The sequence below is a fragment of the Bacillus sp. JJ864 genome (assembly GCF_036963045.1).
In the GTDB taxonomy this organism is placed as follows: Bacteria; Bacillota; Bacilli; order Bacillales; family Bacillaceae_G; genus Bacillus_A; species Bacillus_A pseudomycoides_C.
Genome location: NZ_JBALLY010000044.1, coordinates 31921 through 50168, shown reverse-complemented (window position 1 = coordinate 50168; position 18248 = coordinate 31921). Strand labels below are relative to the sequence as shown.

Below are 18248 nucleotides of genomic sequence, written 5' to 3'. Positions count from 1 at the left end.
GTGTTGACGAGATGTTATTCTTTTTATACAAACACTTTCTTTTACGAACTACATGAATTCATTTTTACTATGCAGAATCAAAATGATCTGCACTCGCTTTCTCCCTTTGTTTAACGGCCCTGATCGTTTATTTGCACGGCCAGACGTTCCCACTTACCTAAAGTGAAACTTCCGTTAGTGGGGGTCTTACTGCCCATGAATAGCGGGATAAACATAAAAAAGGTTCACTCCGAGGAGTGAACCTTTTTATTATTTTACAGAAACGATCTCTACTTGCATTTCTCCACCTGGTGTTTGAATTGCAACTTTTTCACCAATTTGCTTTCCTAGTAAGCTTTTTGCGATTGGAGAATCGTTAGAAATTCTACCTTCAAATGGATCTGCTTCTGCACTACCAACGATTGTATATGCTTCTTCTTCTCCATCTGGTAATTCCTTAAATATTACAGTTTTACCTAACGTTACAACTGTAGATTCTTCACCGTTATCTTCAATAATAACTGCATTACGAATCATGTTTTCAAGTTGTGTAATACGCCCTTCTACAAATGCTTGCTCATCTTTTGCTGCATCGTACTCAGAGTTCTCAGAAAGATCACCAAAACTGCGCGCAATTTTAATACGTTCTACAACTTCTTTACGTCTTACTGTTTTTAATTGTTCAATCTCATGTTCTAATTTTTGTTTTCCCTCAAGTGTCATAGGGTATGTTTTTTCTGTTGCCATGTTTTCCACTCCTTTTATATACCGATCCCCCGAAAAAAGAGGAGTTCCATATGAAAACTCCTCCGCCTTATAAAGTAGCGGAGGTTTCTAGTACACGCAGCACTAGCGGAGTTGTCACATACAACCCCGTATTTCCTTAATTCTTCCTTATATCAAAAAGATATGTATGGAAAGCTAATATAAATATGCCCTCACCTAGATATGGGTGAGGTTTGCATGTTTCATTGTATTCGATAAAAAGGGAGAAAATCCCTTCCTATCGAATATCTTTTACTATGCTATTACAAATTCACTTTTTCTTCAAGAATTGTTGCAATTTTTGTGACCATAATATCGATTGCAACATGATTTTGTCCACCTTCTGGGATAATAATATCCGCAAATTTCTTAGAAGGCTCAATAAATTGATTGTGCATTGGACGCACAACATTTACATATTGTTCAATAACTGAGTCCATCGTACGACCGCGTTCTTTAATGTCGCGCTGCATACGACGTAAGATGCGAAGGTCAGCATCTGTATCAACAAATACTTTAATGTCCATTATATCGCAAAGACGCGGGTCTTCTAAAATAAGAATTCCCTCTAAAATAATTACATCTTTCGGTGCAACTGGAATAATTTCTTCCGAACGTGTATGCAATGTATAATCATATACTGGCTTCTCAATTGACTTATACTCCAGCAACTGCTGCAAGTGCTCAATTAACAAGTTATTATCAAATGCTAATGGATGATCATAATTTGTTTTTAAACGCTCTTCCATCGGCAGATGACTTTGATCTCTATAATAATAATCTTGCTCTAAGATTAAAATCGAATGACCTTGAAATTGATCAAAAATTGCTTTTGTTACACTTGTTTTACCTGATCCTGAACCACCAGCAATTCCAATTACAACAGGCTTGTTCGTCCCCATTCAACTACCACTCTTTCTTATTGAAGTATGCTTTTTCGCATCATGTTGTTCACATACACTGGTTGATCCACTTTGAATTTCACGATTTGCAGCGGATGTCTCGCTGCGTCTAATTCGTTTCCATCCTCATCCCAAATTTTTTCCACCGTTTGTGTAAAGTTTTCAATTTCTGGTCCAAAGAACTCAACTTCCTGACCTGGCTTGAAGTAGTTACGCTGCTCTATTGTCGCAATGCCCGTTTCTTCATTATAATCTAACACTAAACCAGCAAAATCATACGTTGTTTTCTTACTATGATTTCCATACATTTGTTCTAAGTGCCCTGGAACTCCTTCAAAGAATGCAGGAGCTGTATCACGATTTGCGCATTTATCAAGCTCTTCTAACCATTCTTGTTTAAACTCGAAGTTGTCTGGATCCCCGCAATACGTATCAATTACTTTGCGGTATACAGTTGCCACAGTTGCAATATAGTGAATAGATTTCATGCGGCCTTCAACTTTCAAGCTGTCAATTCCGATTTCAATCATCTTCGGAATTGATAAAATAAGATTTAAGTCTTTTGGACTCATTGCAAACGGAGCATCCTCTTCCTGGAATAGAGGAAGTTCTTGTACTTCTTTATGTTGCGATACTGTTTGAATTAAATCATAATCCCAGCGACAAGACTGACAGCAACCACCGCGGTTTGAGTCACGCGCTGTCATATGATTACTTAATGTACATCTTCCAGAGTAAGCAATGCACATCGCACCATGAATAAATGCTTCAATTTCAATATCCACTTTTTCTTTAATTTCTTTCATTTCCTCATAGCTTACTTCACGAGCAAGTACAAGGCGGTGTAATCCTTCTTCTTTCCAATACTGGGACGCTTTCCAGTTTGATAATGATTGCTGTGTACTTAAATGAATTTCCACAGAAGGAGCTACGCGCTTACATGTTTCGATGATAAGAGGGTCTGCAACGATTATACCTGTTACACCTGCTTTTTCAATCCCTCTTAAATATTCTTCTAGCCCATCCATGTTTTCATTATGAGCAAAGATATTTGTTGTAACATATATTTTTGCTCCGTACTTCTTTGCAAATTCAACGCCTTCAGCCATGTCTTCTAACGTGAAGTTCCCTGCATTCGAACGAAGACCAAATTCTTGTCCTCCTAAAAATACAGCATCTGCGCCGTAATGAATAGCTATTTTTAATTTTTCTAGGTTTCCTGCGGGCATTAATAGCTCAGGTTTTTTTACAATAACACGCTTTCCGTTAATGACGCGTGAAATTTCTTGAAAACTCATGTGCGTTACCTCCTATTTTAATAAACCGTTTCTTTAAAGAAGAACCCTGTATCTAACGGACGATTTACTGGTTGTAATTCCTCAATCTCTTTATATAAGTTGTCTTTCACATCGTAATATGCGTCGCGATTTTCTACACATAAATCAATCGCCTTACGATATTTCTTTGTCACTTCAATGATATACTCAGAGCTTTTTAATACACCCTCAATTTTTAAACTATCAATTTCTGCATCAATTAACTCTTCTAGCTCGTCGATGAAGCAAATGTCATTTGGACTCATAATGTGCGTACCGTTTTCATCTTCATAAATTGGGTACTTATTGTTACGCTCTGCATCATGCAAGAACATGTTTTCTTCGTATTTCTTCTTCTCGATTTCCATTTCACGACCTTGATATTCGAAGTAGTTTCCTACTAAAGAACGCTTCGACTGGAACATACATGTCATACCGTGAATTTGTACTTCTATTTCTACTTCTGCATGTTCTTTTAGCTCAACAATTGCATCTAAGCTTAATTCACGAGCTAACACAGCGCGCTTTGCACCTTTTTGTCCCCAGTAATTACATGTAAACCAGTTCGTTGCTGTTGTTTCTGTATTCCAGTGCATTTTCATATTTGGTGCAACTTCACGCACCGTCATTAATACAGCTGGATCTCCAAATACAACTGCATCTACATTTACTTCTTGTAAAAATGCAACGTAATCTTGTAAAGCTTCTACTTTATCATTGTGGAACATCGCATTCATTGCGACATATACTTTCATATTATTTTCATGTGCAATCGCTACCGCTTCTTTTACATCCTCGCGAGAAAATTCGCCGGCTAAACGTAAGCCAAACTCTTGTTCACCAATCATCACTGCATCAGCACCTGCTTTTGCAAGTGGTTCGATATCCGCTACTGTTTTTGGCGTTACTAACAACTCAGGTTTTTTCATTGCCTGTCACCCTTTCTTTTTACTCACTGCTACTCCGTCACCAATTGGGAAAATGGTTGTATCATATCCTTCATGATTCATGAGCCACTCGTTATACGTTTTAATTCGTCTAATTAAACCGCGTGTACGTCTATTTTCAATGTGTTCCTTTGTCGTCACAAGACCGTGATATAGTACATTATCTGAAATAATGACACCGCCAGGATTTAATAACGGCTCATATATATCAAAAAAGCGACGATATTGTCCTTTTGCTGCATCAATAAAAATAACATCAAATGTGCCATGTTCTTTTACTTGCTCCCCTGTTTCTAAAGCATCTCCAAAAATAACAGAAATGCGCTCTTTTACTAGGGAACGATTTATATATTCAAGTGCTTTTTCATATCGATCTGCGTTTCGCTCTACTGTCACAATGCTTGAATTTGGAATAGCTTGCATCATGCGAATGCTAGAATATCCAATTGCTGTACCAAGTTCTAATATGCTCTTTGGCCCAATTAAACGCAAAAATTGTAACATAAATTCCATGCCAAGGCGATCCATAATTGGTACATGTTGCTCACGTGCATACTGTTCCATTTCAAGAATAAGCTCATCTTTTGGATCGATAAAAGACAGCAAATATTCACAAACTACATCTTGTTGCTCCATAGATAGTCCTCCTTATCGCATGGAGAAGTAAAAAAGAATATTGTCTCTATGTGGAAAGAAAAATACAAGCCCGCTCTATCCTTAGCTTGTACGTCCCGTTTCTATATTAAAAACGATTCTTCTACCAGTTTTTAACCCGGTATATTTTATCATAAAAAAGAGGGATATGCGAATTTTTCTCGCTTCCCTCAAAAAATTTACGATTGCTTTTGTGTAATATATTTTTGTTTTAACGCGTTATGTTCTTCTAATGTCTTCGCGTAGTACACTTGACCGTCTGGTGCCGCCAAGAAATAATAATAATCTGTTTTTTCAGGTTCAAGTGCTGCCTGTAATGATTTTACACTAGAATTCGAAATTGGTCCAACTGGTAACCCTTTTATAACGTATGTATTATACGGAGAGTTTACTTTTAAATCATCATATAACACACGCTCTTTATGCTTACCTAATGCGTATAACACTGTTGGATCTGTTTGCAAAGGCATTCCTTTCGCTAAACGATTATAGAACACGCTTGCAATTTTTTGACGATCTGTATAACCTGTTGCTTCTTCTTCAATAAGTGAAGATAAAGTTAATAATTGATGAACATCCCAATTTTTCGCTTTCATTTTCTGTTCATTTTCGACAATGAGCTTGTTTGTTTTCTCTAACATTGGAATAATAATTTCTTCTAATGTTAGGTCCTTTTTATAAAAAGGATACGTTGCTGGATATAAATATCCTTCCAATGGATATTTAATATTTGCATCAAAAATTTTATCTGTTAATAAAACAGGGTATTTTTTCTGTAATTTTTGTACAAATGCTTTATCGTTTAATTGGCGAACAACATCTTCTTTATTCCACTTCAATTCCTTTGCAATTGTATCTGCAATTTCAACAACTTGTGCGCCTTCTTTAACTGTCACTTTATAAACAACTGGACGATGCACATTACCTGATGACATTTGTCCCATTATTTCCTCTGTATTCATCGATGGGTTTAACAAATATGTGCCAGCTTGTAAATTTTTAGATTTCATTTTTGCATAAAAACTAAATATAGTCCCGTTTTTCACAATTCCTTTGTCTTCCAAAATCTCTCCAATCTTACTTGTAGAAGAACCTTTTGGAATTTCCACTTCAATTTCCTGTTTACTTGTTGTATTTAGTGGTTGTAAAGCTGATGTAACATACGCATACGTACCGCCGCATACAACAAGCAATGCGATGAAAATGACCGCAATCACTTGTCTTAATTTTTTTATTTTACTTTGATTCACTACCGTACTTCCTCCTTACTCCCCATTATAGACTGCACGGGTCTCCCCTATACAAAATCTACGCAATATGAAAAAACATGTCTACTGTTAGACATGTTTTTTCTTTTTTCTACAATCTGTACTATTATACTACAAAGATCGGTATGCTTTCGATAAAAAATCTTTCATGCACCTTATAAATCAAACAAACTGATTTCAATATGAAATCAGTTTGTTTTCACTTACCATATTACTCTTGTTCGCCTTCTTCTTCAGCAAGAGTGTTAAACATTTCTTGTACCATTTCCCACTCTTCTTCTGATTCGATCGGAAGTAATGTGCCACCAGACTCATCTTCGTTTTGCTCGAAAGCCATTGCATCATAAATTGGTTCGCCATCTTCGTCAACTTCACCGATTGGTGAGAATACTACGTAAGATTTTTTTCCAAATTTTTCAGCATCAAACGTGAAAATAATTTCACATAGATGTTCGTTACCTTTTTCGTCAACAATTGTAATTTGATTTTCTTCCATTATGGTCACCTCTTATTTACTATCTAAATATCCTTGTAAAATTACGACAGCCGCCATCTTATCGATGACTTGCTTTCGTTTCTTTCGACTTACATCTGCCGAAATGAGCAGGCGCTCTGCTGCCATTGTTGACAAACGTTCGTCCCACAGTACAACTTCTAATTGCACGAGTTCATGCAAGTTTTTCGCAAATTGCTGGCAAGCCTCGCCGCGCGGACCGATTGTACCATTCATGTTCTTTGGCAATCCTACTACTATCTTGTCCACATTGTACTGTTTTACTAATTCAGAAATACGATTAAAACCAAATTCGCCTCTTTCTTCGTTAATTTTAATCGTTTCTAAACCTTGTGCTGTCCAGCCCATCTCATCGCTTATCGCAACGCCGACTGTTTTTGTACCAACATCTAAACCTAATATACGCATAAACTACTCCTCACGATGATGTTTCAAGTAAGACTTAACAAGCTCCTCAATCAATTCATCACGTTCTAGCTTACGAATAATATTGCGAGCATCTTTATGACGAGGTATGTATGCCGGATCGCCGCTTAATAAATAACCGACGATTTGATTAATCGGATTATATCCTTTTTCTTGAAGTGCATCATACACAGTTAATAGTACGTCATTGACATGGACATTTTGTTTTTCTTCTTGGAAGTTAAACTTCATCGTTTTATCGAATCCGTCCATTTTAAGCACCTCACTTTACTAGGTATAGGGAGAAAGATATCCCTTCTCCCTACTATTGTACACTACTATCTCTTTATTTTGAAACAGATTTAACGTACTCTTCTACAAATGCAAGTGCATCCTCTACTTGTGCTGGGTTTTTACCACCAGCTTGCGCCATATCAGGACGACCGCCGCCGCCACCGCCGCAGCGAGATGCCACTTCTTTCACAAGCTTACCAGCGTGGTATCCTTGCTCAATTAAATCTTTCGTTACGCCAGCAAGAATGTTAACTTTATCATCATTTACAGCTGTAAGCACGATAACTGCAGATTGTAATTTATTCTTTAAATCATCCATCATCGTACGTAAGTTGTTCATATCTGCAACGTTTACTTTCGTCGCAAGTACATTTACACCATCAATTGTACGTACTGCATCTGTTAAGTTACCAGCTTCAATGTTGCTTAGTTTTGCTGCAAGAGATTCATTTTCTTTTTGCAGTTGCTTTACTTCTGCAAACAAGCCATCTACTCTTGTTAAAATGTCTTTCGGGTTTGTTTTCATTTTATTTGCTGCTTCTTTTAATAAACCTACTTGTTCGTTCATTAGTTCATATGCAGCTTTTCCTGTTACTGCTTCAATACGGCGCGTTCCTGCTCCGATACCAGATTCAGCAACAATTTTGAAAATACCGATAGATGCTGTATTATCTACGTGACAACCACCGCAAAGCTCTAAGCTATAACCGCCTACTTGTACAACGCGTACTACATCGCCGTATTTTTCCCCGAATAGTGCCATTGCACCCATCGCTTTTGCTTCTTCAATTGCTTTTTGAGAAATGTCTACTGTGATACTTTCCCAAATTTTCTCGTTTACAATACGCTCAATTTTTTCAAGTTCATCCGCTTTTACTTGACCGAAATGAGAGAAGTCAAAACGTAAACGCTCTGATGTTACAAGAGATCCAGCTTGGTTTACGTGTCCGCCAAGGATATCTTTTAATGCTTGGTGCAGAAGATGAGTTGCTGTATGGTTCTTCACGATTGCTGCGCGGTTTTTCGTATCAACCACCGCTTTTACTACTGCATCTTTCGTTAATGTTCCTTCTTCTACAACTACTTTGTGTAAGTTTTGACCATTTGGCGCTTTTTGTACATCTTTTACAAGCACTTTTACGCCATCAGCAAGAAGGTAACCACGGTCAGCAATTTGACCACCGCTCTCAGCGTAGAATGGTGTTACATCTAACATTAATTGTCCTTCTTCACCAGCTTGTAAGCTATCTGTAAACTCACCATTTTTCACAAGTGCAACAACGTTACTTTCTGTAGCTACCGTACCATAACCAACAAATTCGCTCGCTACTTTAATTTCACCAAGAACGCCGCCTTGTACTTGCATAGAATCAACGTCTTGACGAGCTGCACGTGCACGCTCACGTTGTTTTTCCATCTCTGCTTCAAAGCCTTCATGATCAACTGTCATGCCAGCTTCTTCTGCATATTCTTCTGTTAACTCAATTGGGAATCCGTATGTGTCATATAGACGGAATGCGTCTTCTCCAGAAATAACCGTTGATTTTGCTTCTTTTGCCTTACCGATTACTTCAGCTAAAATTGCTTCTCCATCATGAAGTGTCTCATGGAAACGCTCTTCTTCATTTTTCACAACGCGTGCAATGAAATCTTTCTTTTCTAGAACTTCTGGATAGAAATCTTTCATTACTTCCCCAACTACTGGTACTAATTCGTACATAAATGGACGGTTAATGTTTAGTTTCTTCGCATAACGCACAGCGCGGCGTAATAAACGACGTAATACATAACCGCGGCCTTCGTTAGAAGGAAGAGCTCCATCTCCAACAGCAAACGTTACTGTACGAATATGGTCAGCAATTACTTTAAATGCTGTGTCTTGTTCTTGATTACCAGCACGATATTTTTCACCAGAAATTGCTTCTGTCGCGCTAATAATTGGCATAAATAAGTCAGTGTCAAAGTTCGTTGGCACGTTTTGTACAACAGACGCCATACGCTCAAGACCCATCCCTGTATCAATATTTTTCTTTGGAAGCGGCGTATACGTACCATCAGGGTTATGGTTAAATTGTGAGAATACAAGGTTCCACACTTCTAAATAACGCTCGTTTTCTCCGCCTGGATATAATTCTGGGTCACTAAAATCACTGCCATAAGCTTCTCCGCGGTCGTAGAAAATTTCTGTATTTGGTCCACTTGGGCCTTCACCAATATCCCAGAAGTTTTCTTCTAAACGAATAATGCGCTCTTTTGGCACGCCCATTTTTTCATGCCAAATCGTAAATGCTTCTTCGTCTTCTGGATGAATCGTAACAGATAGTAATTCTTTATCGAATCCAATCCACTTGTCACTTGTTAAAAACTCCCAAGCCCATGTAATTGCTTCTTCTTTGAAGTAATCACCAATTGAGAAGTTCCCTAACATTTCAAAGAATGTATGGTGACGAGCTGTTTTTCCTACGTTTTCAATATCGTTTGTACGAATTGATTTTTGCGCATTTGTAATGCGTGGATTTTGCGGAATTACGCGGCCATCAAAATATTTTTTCAGCGTTGCAACACCGCTGTTAATCCATAAAAGAGATGCATCTTCGTGCGGAACTAATGATGCACTTGGTTCTACTGCATGTCCTTTTTCCTGGAAAAAATCTAAAAACATTTGACGAATTTGTGCGCCTGTTAAGTGGTTCATATGTATTTCCTCCTTCATTAAAATCGATTAGAAAACAAAAAACTCCCGTCCCCTATAACAGGGACGAGAGTTGACTCGCGTTACCACCCTGATTATGAAATAAAAAGCAGAAGTGTCTCACTTTTAGACACGACAGCTAGGTTGCATATCGTAATCATATGCATATATTTCATCACCTCAAGTTGCCGTAACGTGGCAAGACGGCAGGGATTAGCTGCTCTCAGGAATAGCGTTCTGTTACCCTTCATCTGAAGCTTCTTACAGCCTAAGGAAGCCTCTCTCTGCAAAATGGACTGTAACATACTCGTTCCGTCATCAATTTATCATATACTATATGCCAAAATTGTAGCGAATCCATTTCCATTTGTCAATGTTTCCAATACGGCTTAGTGTGTACAATAATCGTACGAAGAATTGCTAACAGCGGCACGGATAATAAAAGTCCGACAATGCCACCAATTTCTCCGCCAACAAGCAGCGCAAGCATAATAACAACTGGGTGCATCCGCAGCGACCTTCCTACAATATATGGAGATAGTATATTACTCTCAACAAATTGTAAAATCGCAAGCGCAATACCAACTTTAATAACTAAATTCGTCGATACTGTTGCAGCAATCATTAATGTTGGGATCGCCCCTAAAATAGGGCCGAAATACGGGATAATATCAGTAACCCCAACAATAATTCCTAACAGCAATGGATATTTCATCCCGATAAACCAAAAGGCTAGCGCAGAAACACCGCCTAAAATTAAACAAACAAATAATTGGCCGCGAATGTAATTTCCAAGAGACTTATCAATTTCTTTTGCTAACTGTTGCCCATCCTTCCGCCATTTAGATGGTATAACCTTCCAAAAAATATGATAAAACTCTCCGTAGTCTTTTAATATATAAAATACGATAAATGGAATTAAGAAAATGATAAGAAGGGAATCAAGTATTCCTCTTGCTGTACTCATTACTTTATTTAAAAGCGCTTGTATCTTCCCTTCAACTCCTGCAAATATTTGCTTCACTTTCTCATTCACAAACTCAGGAAAATTTTCAGTTTGCTCTCTTACTCCATCCGTCCACGTTTCATACATATTTACAAATTGCGGGAATTGTTCGTTCATTTCTTGGAGCTGCGCAACAACGGCTGGTGTTCCTTTATACACACCGTATCCAATACCACCAAAGAAAAGAATATAAATGAGTAAAATGGCAAGTGTGCGCGGCATACCTTTTTCATGTAATTTTTCAATAAGCGGATGCAGCAAATAAGCAATAAAGCAAGCAAGTAAGAATGGTGTAATGGCAACCTTAAGCATAAATAAAATCGGTGCCCATAACGGCTTAATTTTCAAAAAGACAAGCAAACATAAAAAAATCAGCAACAATAAACCTAACCGATAAATCCAAATAATTTTAAGATTCTTCAACAGAAAAACCTCCTCTATTTCTTAGTTTGAAAAGAAATAAAGAAGGTTATGTGTAAAAAATAAAAAACATTGCCGTGCCATAATATTTTTGTAGGTATTCTTACTGTTTTGTAGAAAAATACTTAACATAACAAATACATTTTCATAAAGTATTGCACATAAATAAACAGTAATATCCCAATTTGTTCCACAAAGTTAGGGGGAATACAATGGTTTGGTTAATGTTAGGTCTTTCCACACTTTGTATGCTATTGGAATGGGTATGCATTGGCTTTGGCATTTGGAAGGGATTTTTCATTCCCTCTTCCAATCAAGAACGCGCCAGGCATCTCTGGTACTATGGCGTTTTAGGATTGGGCTGCTATGGACTTTCTCATCTTTTCTCCCAGATTGGACTATTTTATCTCTATACAAGTACATATTGAACTACCCCCACCTACCGTTTCGCACTTGAGGCGGGGGATGAATCGCCAGATATAATAAAAGCTCCCAAAAATTAGGGAGCCTTTTTCACATACATAATGTAAATTATAAGTAAGACCTCAGCATTTTACGTGCTCTTTTCATATTTCGTCTTGAAAATACATCTTGCTTACGTGCATATTGATATGCCGCTGCTCCTACACCTAATGCGATTAATGATGAGCGCAATTTCAAAGTTAACACTCTCCTTATTAGCCGATTGTCCGTTCATTCTCATCAAATAAATCATCTAAAGAACTTAATGAGCCGTCTTCTTCGACTTGATGTGTATGAATTTTCCCCTTTGAAATCGATAATTCAATAAAGCAGTTCCAGCAATAATATTGATTCACACCGATTTTCCCGATATCTTTTCCTTTACAGTTTGGACAACTGAACATATGGCGTTCATCTCCTTACAATCTCCCGTATTCTATTACGCCATTATGTCCAAACTGTATATGTTTATACATGAGAAGAACTGCATTACACTATATAATTTCACCTCGCTACATAAAATCATACGGTGAAATGTTTTCCACATCGAGGCCTTCCTCACTTATCACCTCAGTCGCTTCGGTCTTTCCTTGCAGGCGATTGCATAATGTAGTTTGACGGAGCGCATCATCAAGGCGATTTACACCAGATTGAAACGCTGATTCTTCGCCGCAAATAATTAAAAACTTTTTACTGCGTGTAATCCCTGTGTAAATTAAATTGCGGCGCAGCATACGATAATAACTTTTCACAATAGGCATAATTACAATTGGAAATTCGCTTCCTTGTGATTTATGGATTGAACAACAATACGCATGTGTAATTTGATTTAAATCTGCCTTTGTATAGGTCACTTCGATACCGTCAAAAGAAACAACAACCATATCTTGTTGTTCCACATTTTCTTTCGCATAAAACACCGACACAATCTCACCGATATCACCGTTAAACACTTGACTTTCCGGTTGATTGACAAGTTGAAGCACCTTATCTCCAGTCCTGTATACAACTTCGCCATATGCGATTTCTTTTCTTTTTTCTTTTTTCGGATTAAATACTTCTTGCAGCGCTTCATTTAATGTATTAATACCTGCTGGCCCTTTGTACATCGGAGCTAGCACTTGTACGTCACGCGCACTAAACCCTTTTGTTTGTGCGTTTTCACACACTTTCTTCACAACATCAACAATTTGCGTACCTGTGCAAGCAATAAACGAACGCTCTTTCTTGTTTTGCGTTACATCAGAAGGTAATACACCTTTTTTAATCGCATGAGCAAGCTGAATGACAGATGAACCTTCTGCTTGTCTATAAATTTCCGTAAGCTTTACTGTCGGAATAACGCCCGATTCTAATAAATCTTTCAACACTTGTCCGGGACCAACAGATGGCAATTGATCTTCATCTCCAACGATGATGACTTGAATCGTAGTTGGCAACGACTTGAACAATTGATTCGCAAGCCAAATATCAACCATAGAAAATTCATCAATAATAAGTAACTTCCCTTTAACAGGATCGTGCTCATTACGTTGAAACGATCCTTCTGGTGTCCATCCAAGCAGACGATGGATCGTACAAGCAGGCAATCCTGTTGACTCACTCATACGCTTTGCCGCTCTTCCTGTCGGTGCTGTTAATAAAATAGGGAACGGATTGTCATCACTATAATCCTTCGGGTCTAATGATAAACCATGAAGAGAAGCATACATTTCAACAATCCCTTTAATAACAGTCGTCTTTCCTGTACCAGGTCCACCTGTTAAAATCATCATTGGCTTATGAAGAGCTGTTTGAATACCTTCTTGCTGAAGCGGTGCGTATTGCACGCCGAACTGCTCTTCAATTTTTCCGATTGTTAACAACAGCTCCGATTCAGGAAAGGAAGGAAGTTCTTCTTGGCCAAGTAAACGATTGATGGAGGCTACAACACCTTTTTCAGAATAATACAAGGAGGCTAAATATACACGCTCATCTTCTATAATAATTTTGCCTTCTCCTTGCATCATTTCCGTACATTGTAAAACATCTTCTTCTGTAACAGCCGTTTCTTGGTTATTTAATAACTCCATCGTTTGTTGCACTAACTGCTCTCTTTTCATATACACATGACCTTCTTGCAGCGAAACGTGCTCTAATGTATAGAAGCAACCTGCTCGTACTCGATCAGCATGATTACCAGAGATACCAAGCGCTCGGCCAATATCATCCGCTCGGCCAAATCCAATACCATCTACCTCTTCAATCAGTTGATACGGATTTTTGCGGATGACTTCAAGTGTCATTTCTTTATACTGTTGATAAATTTTAATAGAGAGCTTCGTTCCAAACCCATAACCGTTTAGAAAGCTCATCACTTTTTCAAGGCCTTGATGTTCAATAATCGTCTCGTATATTTCCTGTGCTTTTTGCTTATTTACAATCCCGTCCAAAGCTGCGGGATCATCCATAATTTTCGAAATAGCATGTTCACCAAGATGATCAACAATCTTTTCAGCTGTTCGTTTCCCAATTCCTTTAAATAAATCGCTCGCTAAATATTGCACCATTCCGGTTTTGGTTTGCGGCAATTCTTTTTTAAACGTTTCAATATGATATTGTTTCCCGTACTTTGGATGATCTTTAAAATGACCCGTTAGTGTAAACACTTCATCTTCATGCATGCGGGGAAAGTAACCTGTTATCATGACCTTTTTTTCGTCATACGTTTCATTCGTTTCAATAATTTTCATACTGACAACGGAATAGAGGTTTTCTTCGTTGTGGAAAATGGTATGAAGAACTTGTGCTTTTATAAACTTTTGCTCTTCCTCAAACAAATCCATTGCATGTTGATTTCCCATTTTGCCCCTCCTCCCATTTTATGCGTCTTGCTCTAATAAACGAATACCATTACCAGCTAAAAAATGATCTGGCTGAATCGCTACAGCCTTCTTAAACATCGCAAGCGCCTTCTCACGATTTTCTTCAAACGCATATGCAACACCTAAGTTGTAATATGCATCTGCATGTTCTTCATCAAGTGCTACAACTTTTTCAAAATAAGGTTTTGCTTCTTTTACATGTTCTAGACGCGCCAAGCATAATCCGCATTGGAAAATGGCTTCAACGTCATTTTCATCTAATTCAGTGGTACGTTGTAAAAACGGTAGTGCTAAACGGTCATTTCCAAGCTGCACATATGTAATGCCAAGCATAAACGACACATCTCCTGTCTGCAGTCCCGCTTGCATTGCCTTCTCAAATGCTTCTTTCGCCTCTGCAAAAAGTTCTTGCTGATAATATATATTTCCTAATCCATAGTATGCCGTAGCAGATTGCTCATCTAATTCAATCGCACGTTTATAAAAGGCAATAGCACGTTCACTATCTCCTAAGACATCTAGTAAATTTGCAAAGTTAATATAACCGAGTGCATCTTTTGGATTTTCCTCAATCGCCTCAGTAAAATTTTTTGCGGCTTCTTCCCAGTTTCCTTCTTGCATATATTGAATGCCTGTTTCAAGCTTATTTGACATGTATCCTTCACCTCTACAACAAATTATAACAAAGAATCTATTTTCCGAGCGAACGAAAATTCGTTTTTATCTAAAAAGAAACCTCTGACCGATACAAGGCAGAGGTTCTTCTTTCTTATCCTAAATAATCAAGTTTCTTACCATTACGGTATACGTCATCAATTGTCGCACCGCCTAAGCACTCATCTCCATCATAGAAAACAACTGCTTGTCCTGGCGTTATTGCACGAATTGGTTCATCACAAAGAATACGAATTGTATTCTCATCAACGATTTGAACCTTTACACCGTTATCCGCTTGACGATAGCGGAATTTCGCTGTGCATGCAAATTCTTTTTCTTTCGGCTTATCGCTAACCCAACTTACATTTGTAGCAAATACTTCGTCGCCATATAACAGTTCATTATGGAATCCTTGTTCTACATATAAAATGTTTTCTTTCAAGTTCTTTCCAACAGCGAACCATGGATCTCCATTGCCGCCAATGCCAAGGCCGTGACGTTGTCCAATTGTATAATACATTAAACCGTCATGTTTCCCCTTCACTTCACCAGATAATGTTTGCATCTTACCTGGCTGTGCCGGCAAGTAGTTGCTTAAAAAGTCTTTAAAGTTACGTTCGCCGATAAAACAAATACCTGTGCTATCTTTTTTCGCCGCTGTTGCTAAACCAGCTTCTTTCGCCATTTCACGAATTTGTGGCTTCTTTAACTCACCAAGCGGGAACAGTGTTTTTGATAATTGGTCTTGTCCAAGTTGATTTAAGAAATATGTTTGGTCTTTATTATCATCAACGCCGCGCAGCATTTTATATTCCCCGTCTATATACGCTACACGTGCATAGTGTCCTGTCGCCACATAATCTGCACCAAGTGCCATCGCATGTTCTAAAAATGCTTTAAATTTAATTTCTTTATTACACATTACATCTGGGTTTGGTGTACGCCCAGCGCGATACTCGTCTAAGAAATACGTAAATACTTTATCCCAATATTGCTTTTCAAAATTGACTGCATAATACGGGATTCCAATTTGGTTACACACTTCAATGACATCGTTATAATCTTCTGTTGCTGTACATACACCGTTTTCGTCCGTATCATCCCAGTTTTTCATAAAGATTCCGATTACATCATAGCCTTGTTTCTTTAATAACATTGCTGCTACAGATGAATCGACGCCACCAGACATCCCGATGACAACGCGCGATTCGTGAGGTAGTTTGTTCATCATGTCACCCCCTATATTCATTTTGTGTTAATCGCTTCACGATTTCCACTGTTTCGTACGTTGCTTTTTCGACCTGTTCTTTCGTATTTCCTAAACCGAAGCTAAAGCGTACGGATGAACGTATTTTATCGGATTCTTTTCCGAACATCGCTACGAGTACATGTGACGGATCAATGGAGCCTGCTGTACAAGCAGATCCACTTGAAACCGCAACTCCCGCTAAGTCTAAATTCATAAGAAACGACTCAATATTCATTCCTGTAAAACTTATATTTAACACATGTGGTAAGCTATGTTCGAAGTTTCCGTTTACCTCGAAAGTAATGTCTTCTTGTTTAAAGACAGATATCATTATATCTTTAAATTCCTTGTATTGGGCATTTTTTTGCTCACGCGTTTGTTCTGCTAACAAAATAGCTTGCCAAAGTCCAACAATTCCCGGAACATTTTCTGTACCAGCACGGCGCTTTCGCTCTTGCTCTCCGCCTGTTAACAGCGGTTCAAACTTTACATGCTGCCCTGCATATAAAAAGCCTACACCTTTTGGACCATTAATTTTATGTCCTGAAATTGACAAGAGATCAATGCCAAGCTCTTTCACATCAATTGTCGTTAAACCGTATGCTTGTACTGCGTCTGTATGAAAGTAAGCGCTACGTTCTTTTAATAGAGCACCAATTTCTGCTACCGGCTGCACTGTACCAACTTCATTATTCCCAAACATAATCGAGACAAGAATCGTTTGCTCTGTTAATGCCGCTTGCAAATCTGAAATGCGAATACGACCTGTTTCATCAACAGGTAAGTACGTCACTTCAAACCCTTCTCGCTCTAACACATTACACGTATGCAAAATCGCATGATGCTCAATTGCTGTCGTAATAATATGATTTCCTTTCTTACGATTCGCACGAGCTACGCCAAGAAGGGCTAAATTATCAGCCTCCGTACCGCCGCTTGTAAAAATAATTTCATTTGGATTTGCATGAATGCTGCGCGCGCACGCACGTCTTGCTTCATCCACTACATGACGGCCTTGGCGTCCAAAGAAATGGATGCTTGACGGGTTACCAAATACTTCTGTCATATATGGAATCATCTTTTCGACTACTTCTGGGTGAGCCGGAGATGTCGCAGCATGATCTAAGTAAATGCGTTCCATAATATCTCCTTCTTTCCAAATCGTTACACACGGAATTAGATATAAAACATATAACCGCCGTTGTTTTCTTCTTCATAGCGTACTAAATCCTCTAACGTTGTACTATCAAGAACTTCTTGCACTGCATCACGAACACGTATCCAAAGCTGACGTTGTGCTGGTTCTTCTTCATCCAACATTTCTACTACGTTAATCGGTCCTTCTAATACGCGGATTACATCACCTGCTGTAATGTTAATCGGTTGATCTGATAACACATAACCACCATATGCACCGCGTGTACTTTTCACAAGACGCGCATTACGAAGCGGAGAAATTAATTGCTCTAAATAATGCTCTGATAAATCGTGCGCCTGCGCAATCGATTTTAACGAAATCGGTCCTTCTCCAAACTTTTTCGCAAGATCAATCATAATTGTTAAACCGTAACGGCCTTTTGTTGAGATTTTCATATATGTAGCACCTCTTTTCAAGTCTTTTGCTTCTACTTCGTTCGTTATTCGTTTATTTAATAGGAAAAACACTCTCTGAAATCAAAATCCTTTGAAATTATAGCATAATATAGTATGATAAGGAATTTCAACTTTTCTAACAGAAATGATAACATATAAGTATACCAAATCACTCGGAATTTATAACATAAAGTGAAACTTTAATCAGTGGGGGTTTTCTTTATCCCCCCACTGATTATTAGTTGAACCAATCGGGCTTTT

Annotated in this window: 19 protein-coding genes; 1 reads left to right on the top strand and 18 read right to left on the bottom strand. The window is 38.2% G+C overall.

Annotated features, from left to right (window positions below; genetic code table 11):
* Positions 1 to 249: 249 nt before the first annotated feature.
* From greA to V7024_RS08330, 11 genes are all read right to left on the bottom strand, one after another.
* A complete protein-coding gene (gene greA / locus V7024_RS08380; protein WP_335518217.1) occupies positions 250 to 726 on the bottom strand; it encodes a transcription elongation factor GreA in 477 nt (158 codons plus the stop codon).
* Between the two features lie 281 nt (positions 727 to 1007).
* A complete protein-coding gene (gene udk / locus V7024_RS08375) occupies positions 1008 to 1646 on the bottom strand; it encodes a uridine kinase (protein ID WP_335518214.1) in 639 nt (212 codons plus the stop codon).
* Positions 1647 to 1663: 17 nt separating this feature from the next.
* Entirely contained in the window at positions 1664 to 2944 is a 1281-nt protein-coding gene (locus V7024_RS08370) for a peptidase U32 family protein (protein WP_335518212.1), read from the bottom strand.
* Positions 2945 to 2961: 17 nt separating this feature from the next.
* Positions 2962 to 3891, bottom strand: coding sequence for a peptidase U32 family protein (locus V7024_RS08365; RefSeq protein WP_335518209.1), 930 nt, complete (start codon positions 3889 to 3891; stop codon positions 2962 to 2964).
* Positions 3892 to 3897: 6 nt separating this feature from the next.
* Entirely contained in the window at positions 3898 to 4545 is a 648-nt protein-coding gene (locus tag V7024_RS08360; RefSeq protein ID WP_020060857.1) for an O-methyltransferase, read from the bottom strand.
* Positions 4546 to 4742: 197 nt separating this feature from the next.
* Positions 4743 to 5813: an endolytic transglycosylase MltG gene (gene mltG / locus V7024_RS08355; RefSeq protein WP_335518206.1), complete on the bottom strand. Its 1071-nt coding sequence runs from the start codon at positions 5811 to 5813 to the stop codon at positions 4743 to 4745.
* A gap of 229 nt (positions 5814 to 6042) precedes the next feature.
* On the bottom strand, positions 6043 to 6327 hold the full coding sequence (locus tag V7024_RS08350; RefSeq protein WP_335518203.1) for a DUF1292 domain-containing protein: 285 nt from the start codon (positions 6325 to 6327) through the stop codon (positions 6043 to 6045).
* A 12-nt stretch (positions 6328 to 6339) separates the two neighbouring features.
* Entirely contained in the window at positions 6340 to 6753 is a 414-nt protein-coding gene (ruvX, locus tag V7024_RS08345) for a Holliday junction resolvase RuvX (protein WP_098915104.1), read from the bottom strand.
* A 3-nt stretch (positions 6754 to 6756) separates the two neighbouring features.
* Complete coding sequence (locus V7024_RS08340; protein ID WP_035434175.1) at positions 6757 to 7023, bottom strand: IreB family regulatory phosphoprotein; 267 nt, start codon at positions 7021 to 7023, stop codon at positions 6757 to 6759.
* Positions 7024 to 7096: 73 nt separating this feature from the next.
* A complete protein-coding gene (gene alaS, locus V7024_RS08335; protein ID WP_335518198.1) occupies positions 7097 to 9739 on the bottom strand; it encodes an alanine--tRNA ligase in 2643 nt (880 codons plus the stop codon).
* A gap of 367 nt (positions 9740 to 10106) precedes the next feature.
* A complete protein-coding gene (locus tag V7024_RS08330) occupies positions 10107 to 11183 on the bottom strand; it encodes an AI-2E family transporter (protein WP_335518309.1) in 1077 nt (358 codons plus the stop codon).
* A gap of 191 nt (positions 11184 to 11374) precedes the next feature.
* On the opposite strand from V7024_RS08330, the gene V7024_RS08325 reads away from it, so the two are divergent.
* Positions 11375 to 11590 (top strand): hypothetical protein, encoded by a 216-nt coding sequence (locus V7024_RS08325; RefSeq protein ID WP_335518195.1) that lies wholly within the window; start codon positions 11375 to 11377, stop codon positions 11588 to 11590.
* 103 nt (positions 11591 to 11693) lie between these two features.
* Here the strand turns inward: V7024_RS08325 and V7024_RS08320 are convergent, their stop codons facing one another.
* From V7024_RS08320 to cymR, 7 genes are all read right to left on the bottom strand, one after another.
* Positions 11694 to 11822 (bottom strand): YrzQ family protein, encoded by a 129-nt coding sequence (locus V7024_RS08320; protein ID WP_335518192.1) that lies wholly within the window; start codon positions 11820 to 11822, stop codon positions 11694 to 11696.
* Positions 11823 to 11839: 17 nt separating this feature from the next.
* Positions 11840 to 12028 (bottom strand): hypothetical protein, encoded by a 189-nt coding sequence (locus V7024_RS08315; RefSeq protein ID WP_020060848.1) that lies wholly within the window; start codon positions 12026 to 12028, stop codon positions 11840 to 11842.
* Between the two features lie 108 nt (positions 12029 to 12136).
* On the bottom strand, positions 12137 to 14467 hold the full coding sequence (gene recD2 / locus V7024_RS08310) for an SF1B family DNA helicase RecD2 (protein ID WP_335518189.1): 2331 nt from the start codon (positions 14465 to 14467) through the stop codon (positions 12137 to 12139).
* 18 nt (positions 14468 to 14485) lie between these two features.
* Complete coding sequence (locus V7024_RS08305) at positions 14486 to 15142, bottom strand: tetratricopeptide repeat protein (RefSeq protein ID WP_335518186.1); 657 nt, start codon at positions 15140 to 15142, stop codon at positions 14486 to 14488.
* 115 nt (positions 15143 to 15257) lie between these two features.
* Positions 15258 to 16373, bottom strand: a complete 1116-nt coding sequence (gene mnmA, locus V7024_RS08300) for a tRNA 2-thiouridine(34) synthase MnmA (RefSeq protein ID WP_335518183.1) — start codon at positions 16371 to 16373, stop codon at positions 15258 to 15260.
* 4 nt (positions 16374 to 16377) lie between these two features.
* Positions 16378 to 17535, bottom strand: a complete 1158-nt coding sequence (locus V7024_RS08295; RefSeq protein ID WP_335518178.1) for a cysteine desulfurase family protein — start codon at positions 17533 to 17535, stop codon at positions 16378 to 16380.
* A 35-nt stretch (positions 17536 to 17570) separates the two neighbouring features.
* Positions 17571 to 17987, bottom strand: a complete 417-nt coding sequence (gene cymR / locus V7024_RS08290) for a cysteine metabolism transcriptional regulator CymR (RefSeq protein ID WP_090916825.1) — start codon at positions 17985 to 17987, stop codon at positions 17571 to 17573.
* Positions 17988 to 18248: the final 261 nt, after the last annotated feature.

Bases quoted from the DNA above. Each gene is read 5' to 3' on its own strand.
- V7024_RS08305 (WP_335518186.1), bottom strand. From the start codon at position 15,142: ATGTCAAATAAGCTTGAAACAGGCATTCAATATATGCAAGAAGGAAAC.
- V7024_RS08370 (WP_335518212.1), bottom strand. From the start codon at position 2,944: ATGAGTTTTCAAGAAATTTCACGCGTCATTAACGGAAAGCGTGTTATT.
- V7024_RS08365 (WP_335518209.1), bottom strand. From the start codon at position 3,891: ATGAAAAAACCTGAGTTGTTAGTAACGCCAAAAACAGTAGCGGATATC.
- cymR (WP_090916825.1), bottom strand. From the start codon at position 17,987: ATGAAAATCTCAACAAAAGGCCGTTACGGTTTAACAATTATGATTGAT.
- V7024_RS08325 (WP_335518195.1), top strand. From the start codon at position 11,375: ATGGTTTGGTTAATGTTAGGTCTTTCCACACTTTGTATGCTATTGGAA.
- V7024_RS08360 (WP_020060857.1), bottom strand. From the start codon at position 4,545: ATGGAGCAACAAGATGTAGTTTGTGAATATTTGCTGTCTTTTATCGAT.
- V7024_RS08295 (WP_335518178.1), bottom strand. From the start codon at position 17,535: ATGGAACGCATTTACTTAGATCATGCTGCGACATCTCCGGCTCACCCA.
- V7024_RS08340 (WP_035434175.1), bottom strand. From the start codon at position 7,023: ATGGACGGATTCGATAAAACGATGAAGTTTAACTTCCAAGAAGAAAAA.
- greA (WP_335518217.1), bottom strand. From the start codon at position 726: ATGGCAACAGAAAAAACATACCCTATGACACTTGAGGGAAAACAAAAA.
- V7024_RS08350 (WP_335518203.1), bottom strand. From the start codon at position 6,327: ATGGAAGAAAATCAAATTACAATTGTTGACGAAAAAGGTAACGAACAT.
- recD2 (WP_335518189.1), bottom strand. From the start codon at position 14,467: ATGGGAAATCAACATGCAATGGATTTGTTTGAGGAAGAGCAAAAGTTT.
- ruvX (WP_098915104.1), bottom strand. From the start codon at position 6,753: ATGCGTATATTAGGTTTAGATGTTGGTACAAAAACAGTCGGCGTTGCG.
- V7024_RS08315 (WP_020060848.1), bottom strand. From the start codon at position 12,028: ATGTTCAGTTGTCCAAACTGTAAAGGAAAAGATATCGGGAAAATCGGT.
- alaS (WP_335518198.1), bottom strand. From the start codon at position 9,739: ATGAACCACTTAACAGGCGCACAAATTCGTCAAATGTTTTTAGATTTT.
- mnmA (WP_335518183.1), bottom strand. From the start codon at position 16,373: ATGAACAAACTACCTCACGAATCGCGCGTTGTCATCGGGATGTCTGGT.
- udk (WP_335518214.1), bottom strand. From the start codon at position 1,646: ATGGGGACGAACAAGCCTGTTGTAATTGGAATTGCTGGTGGTTCAGGA.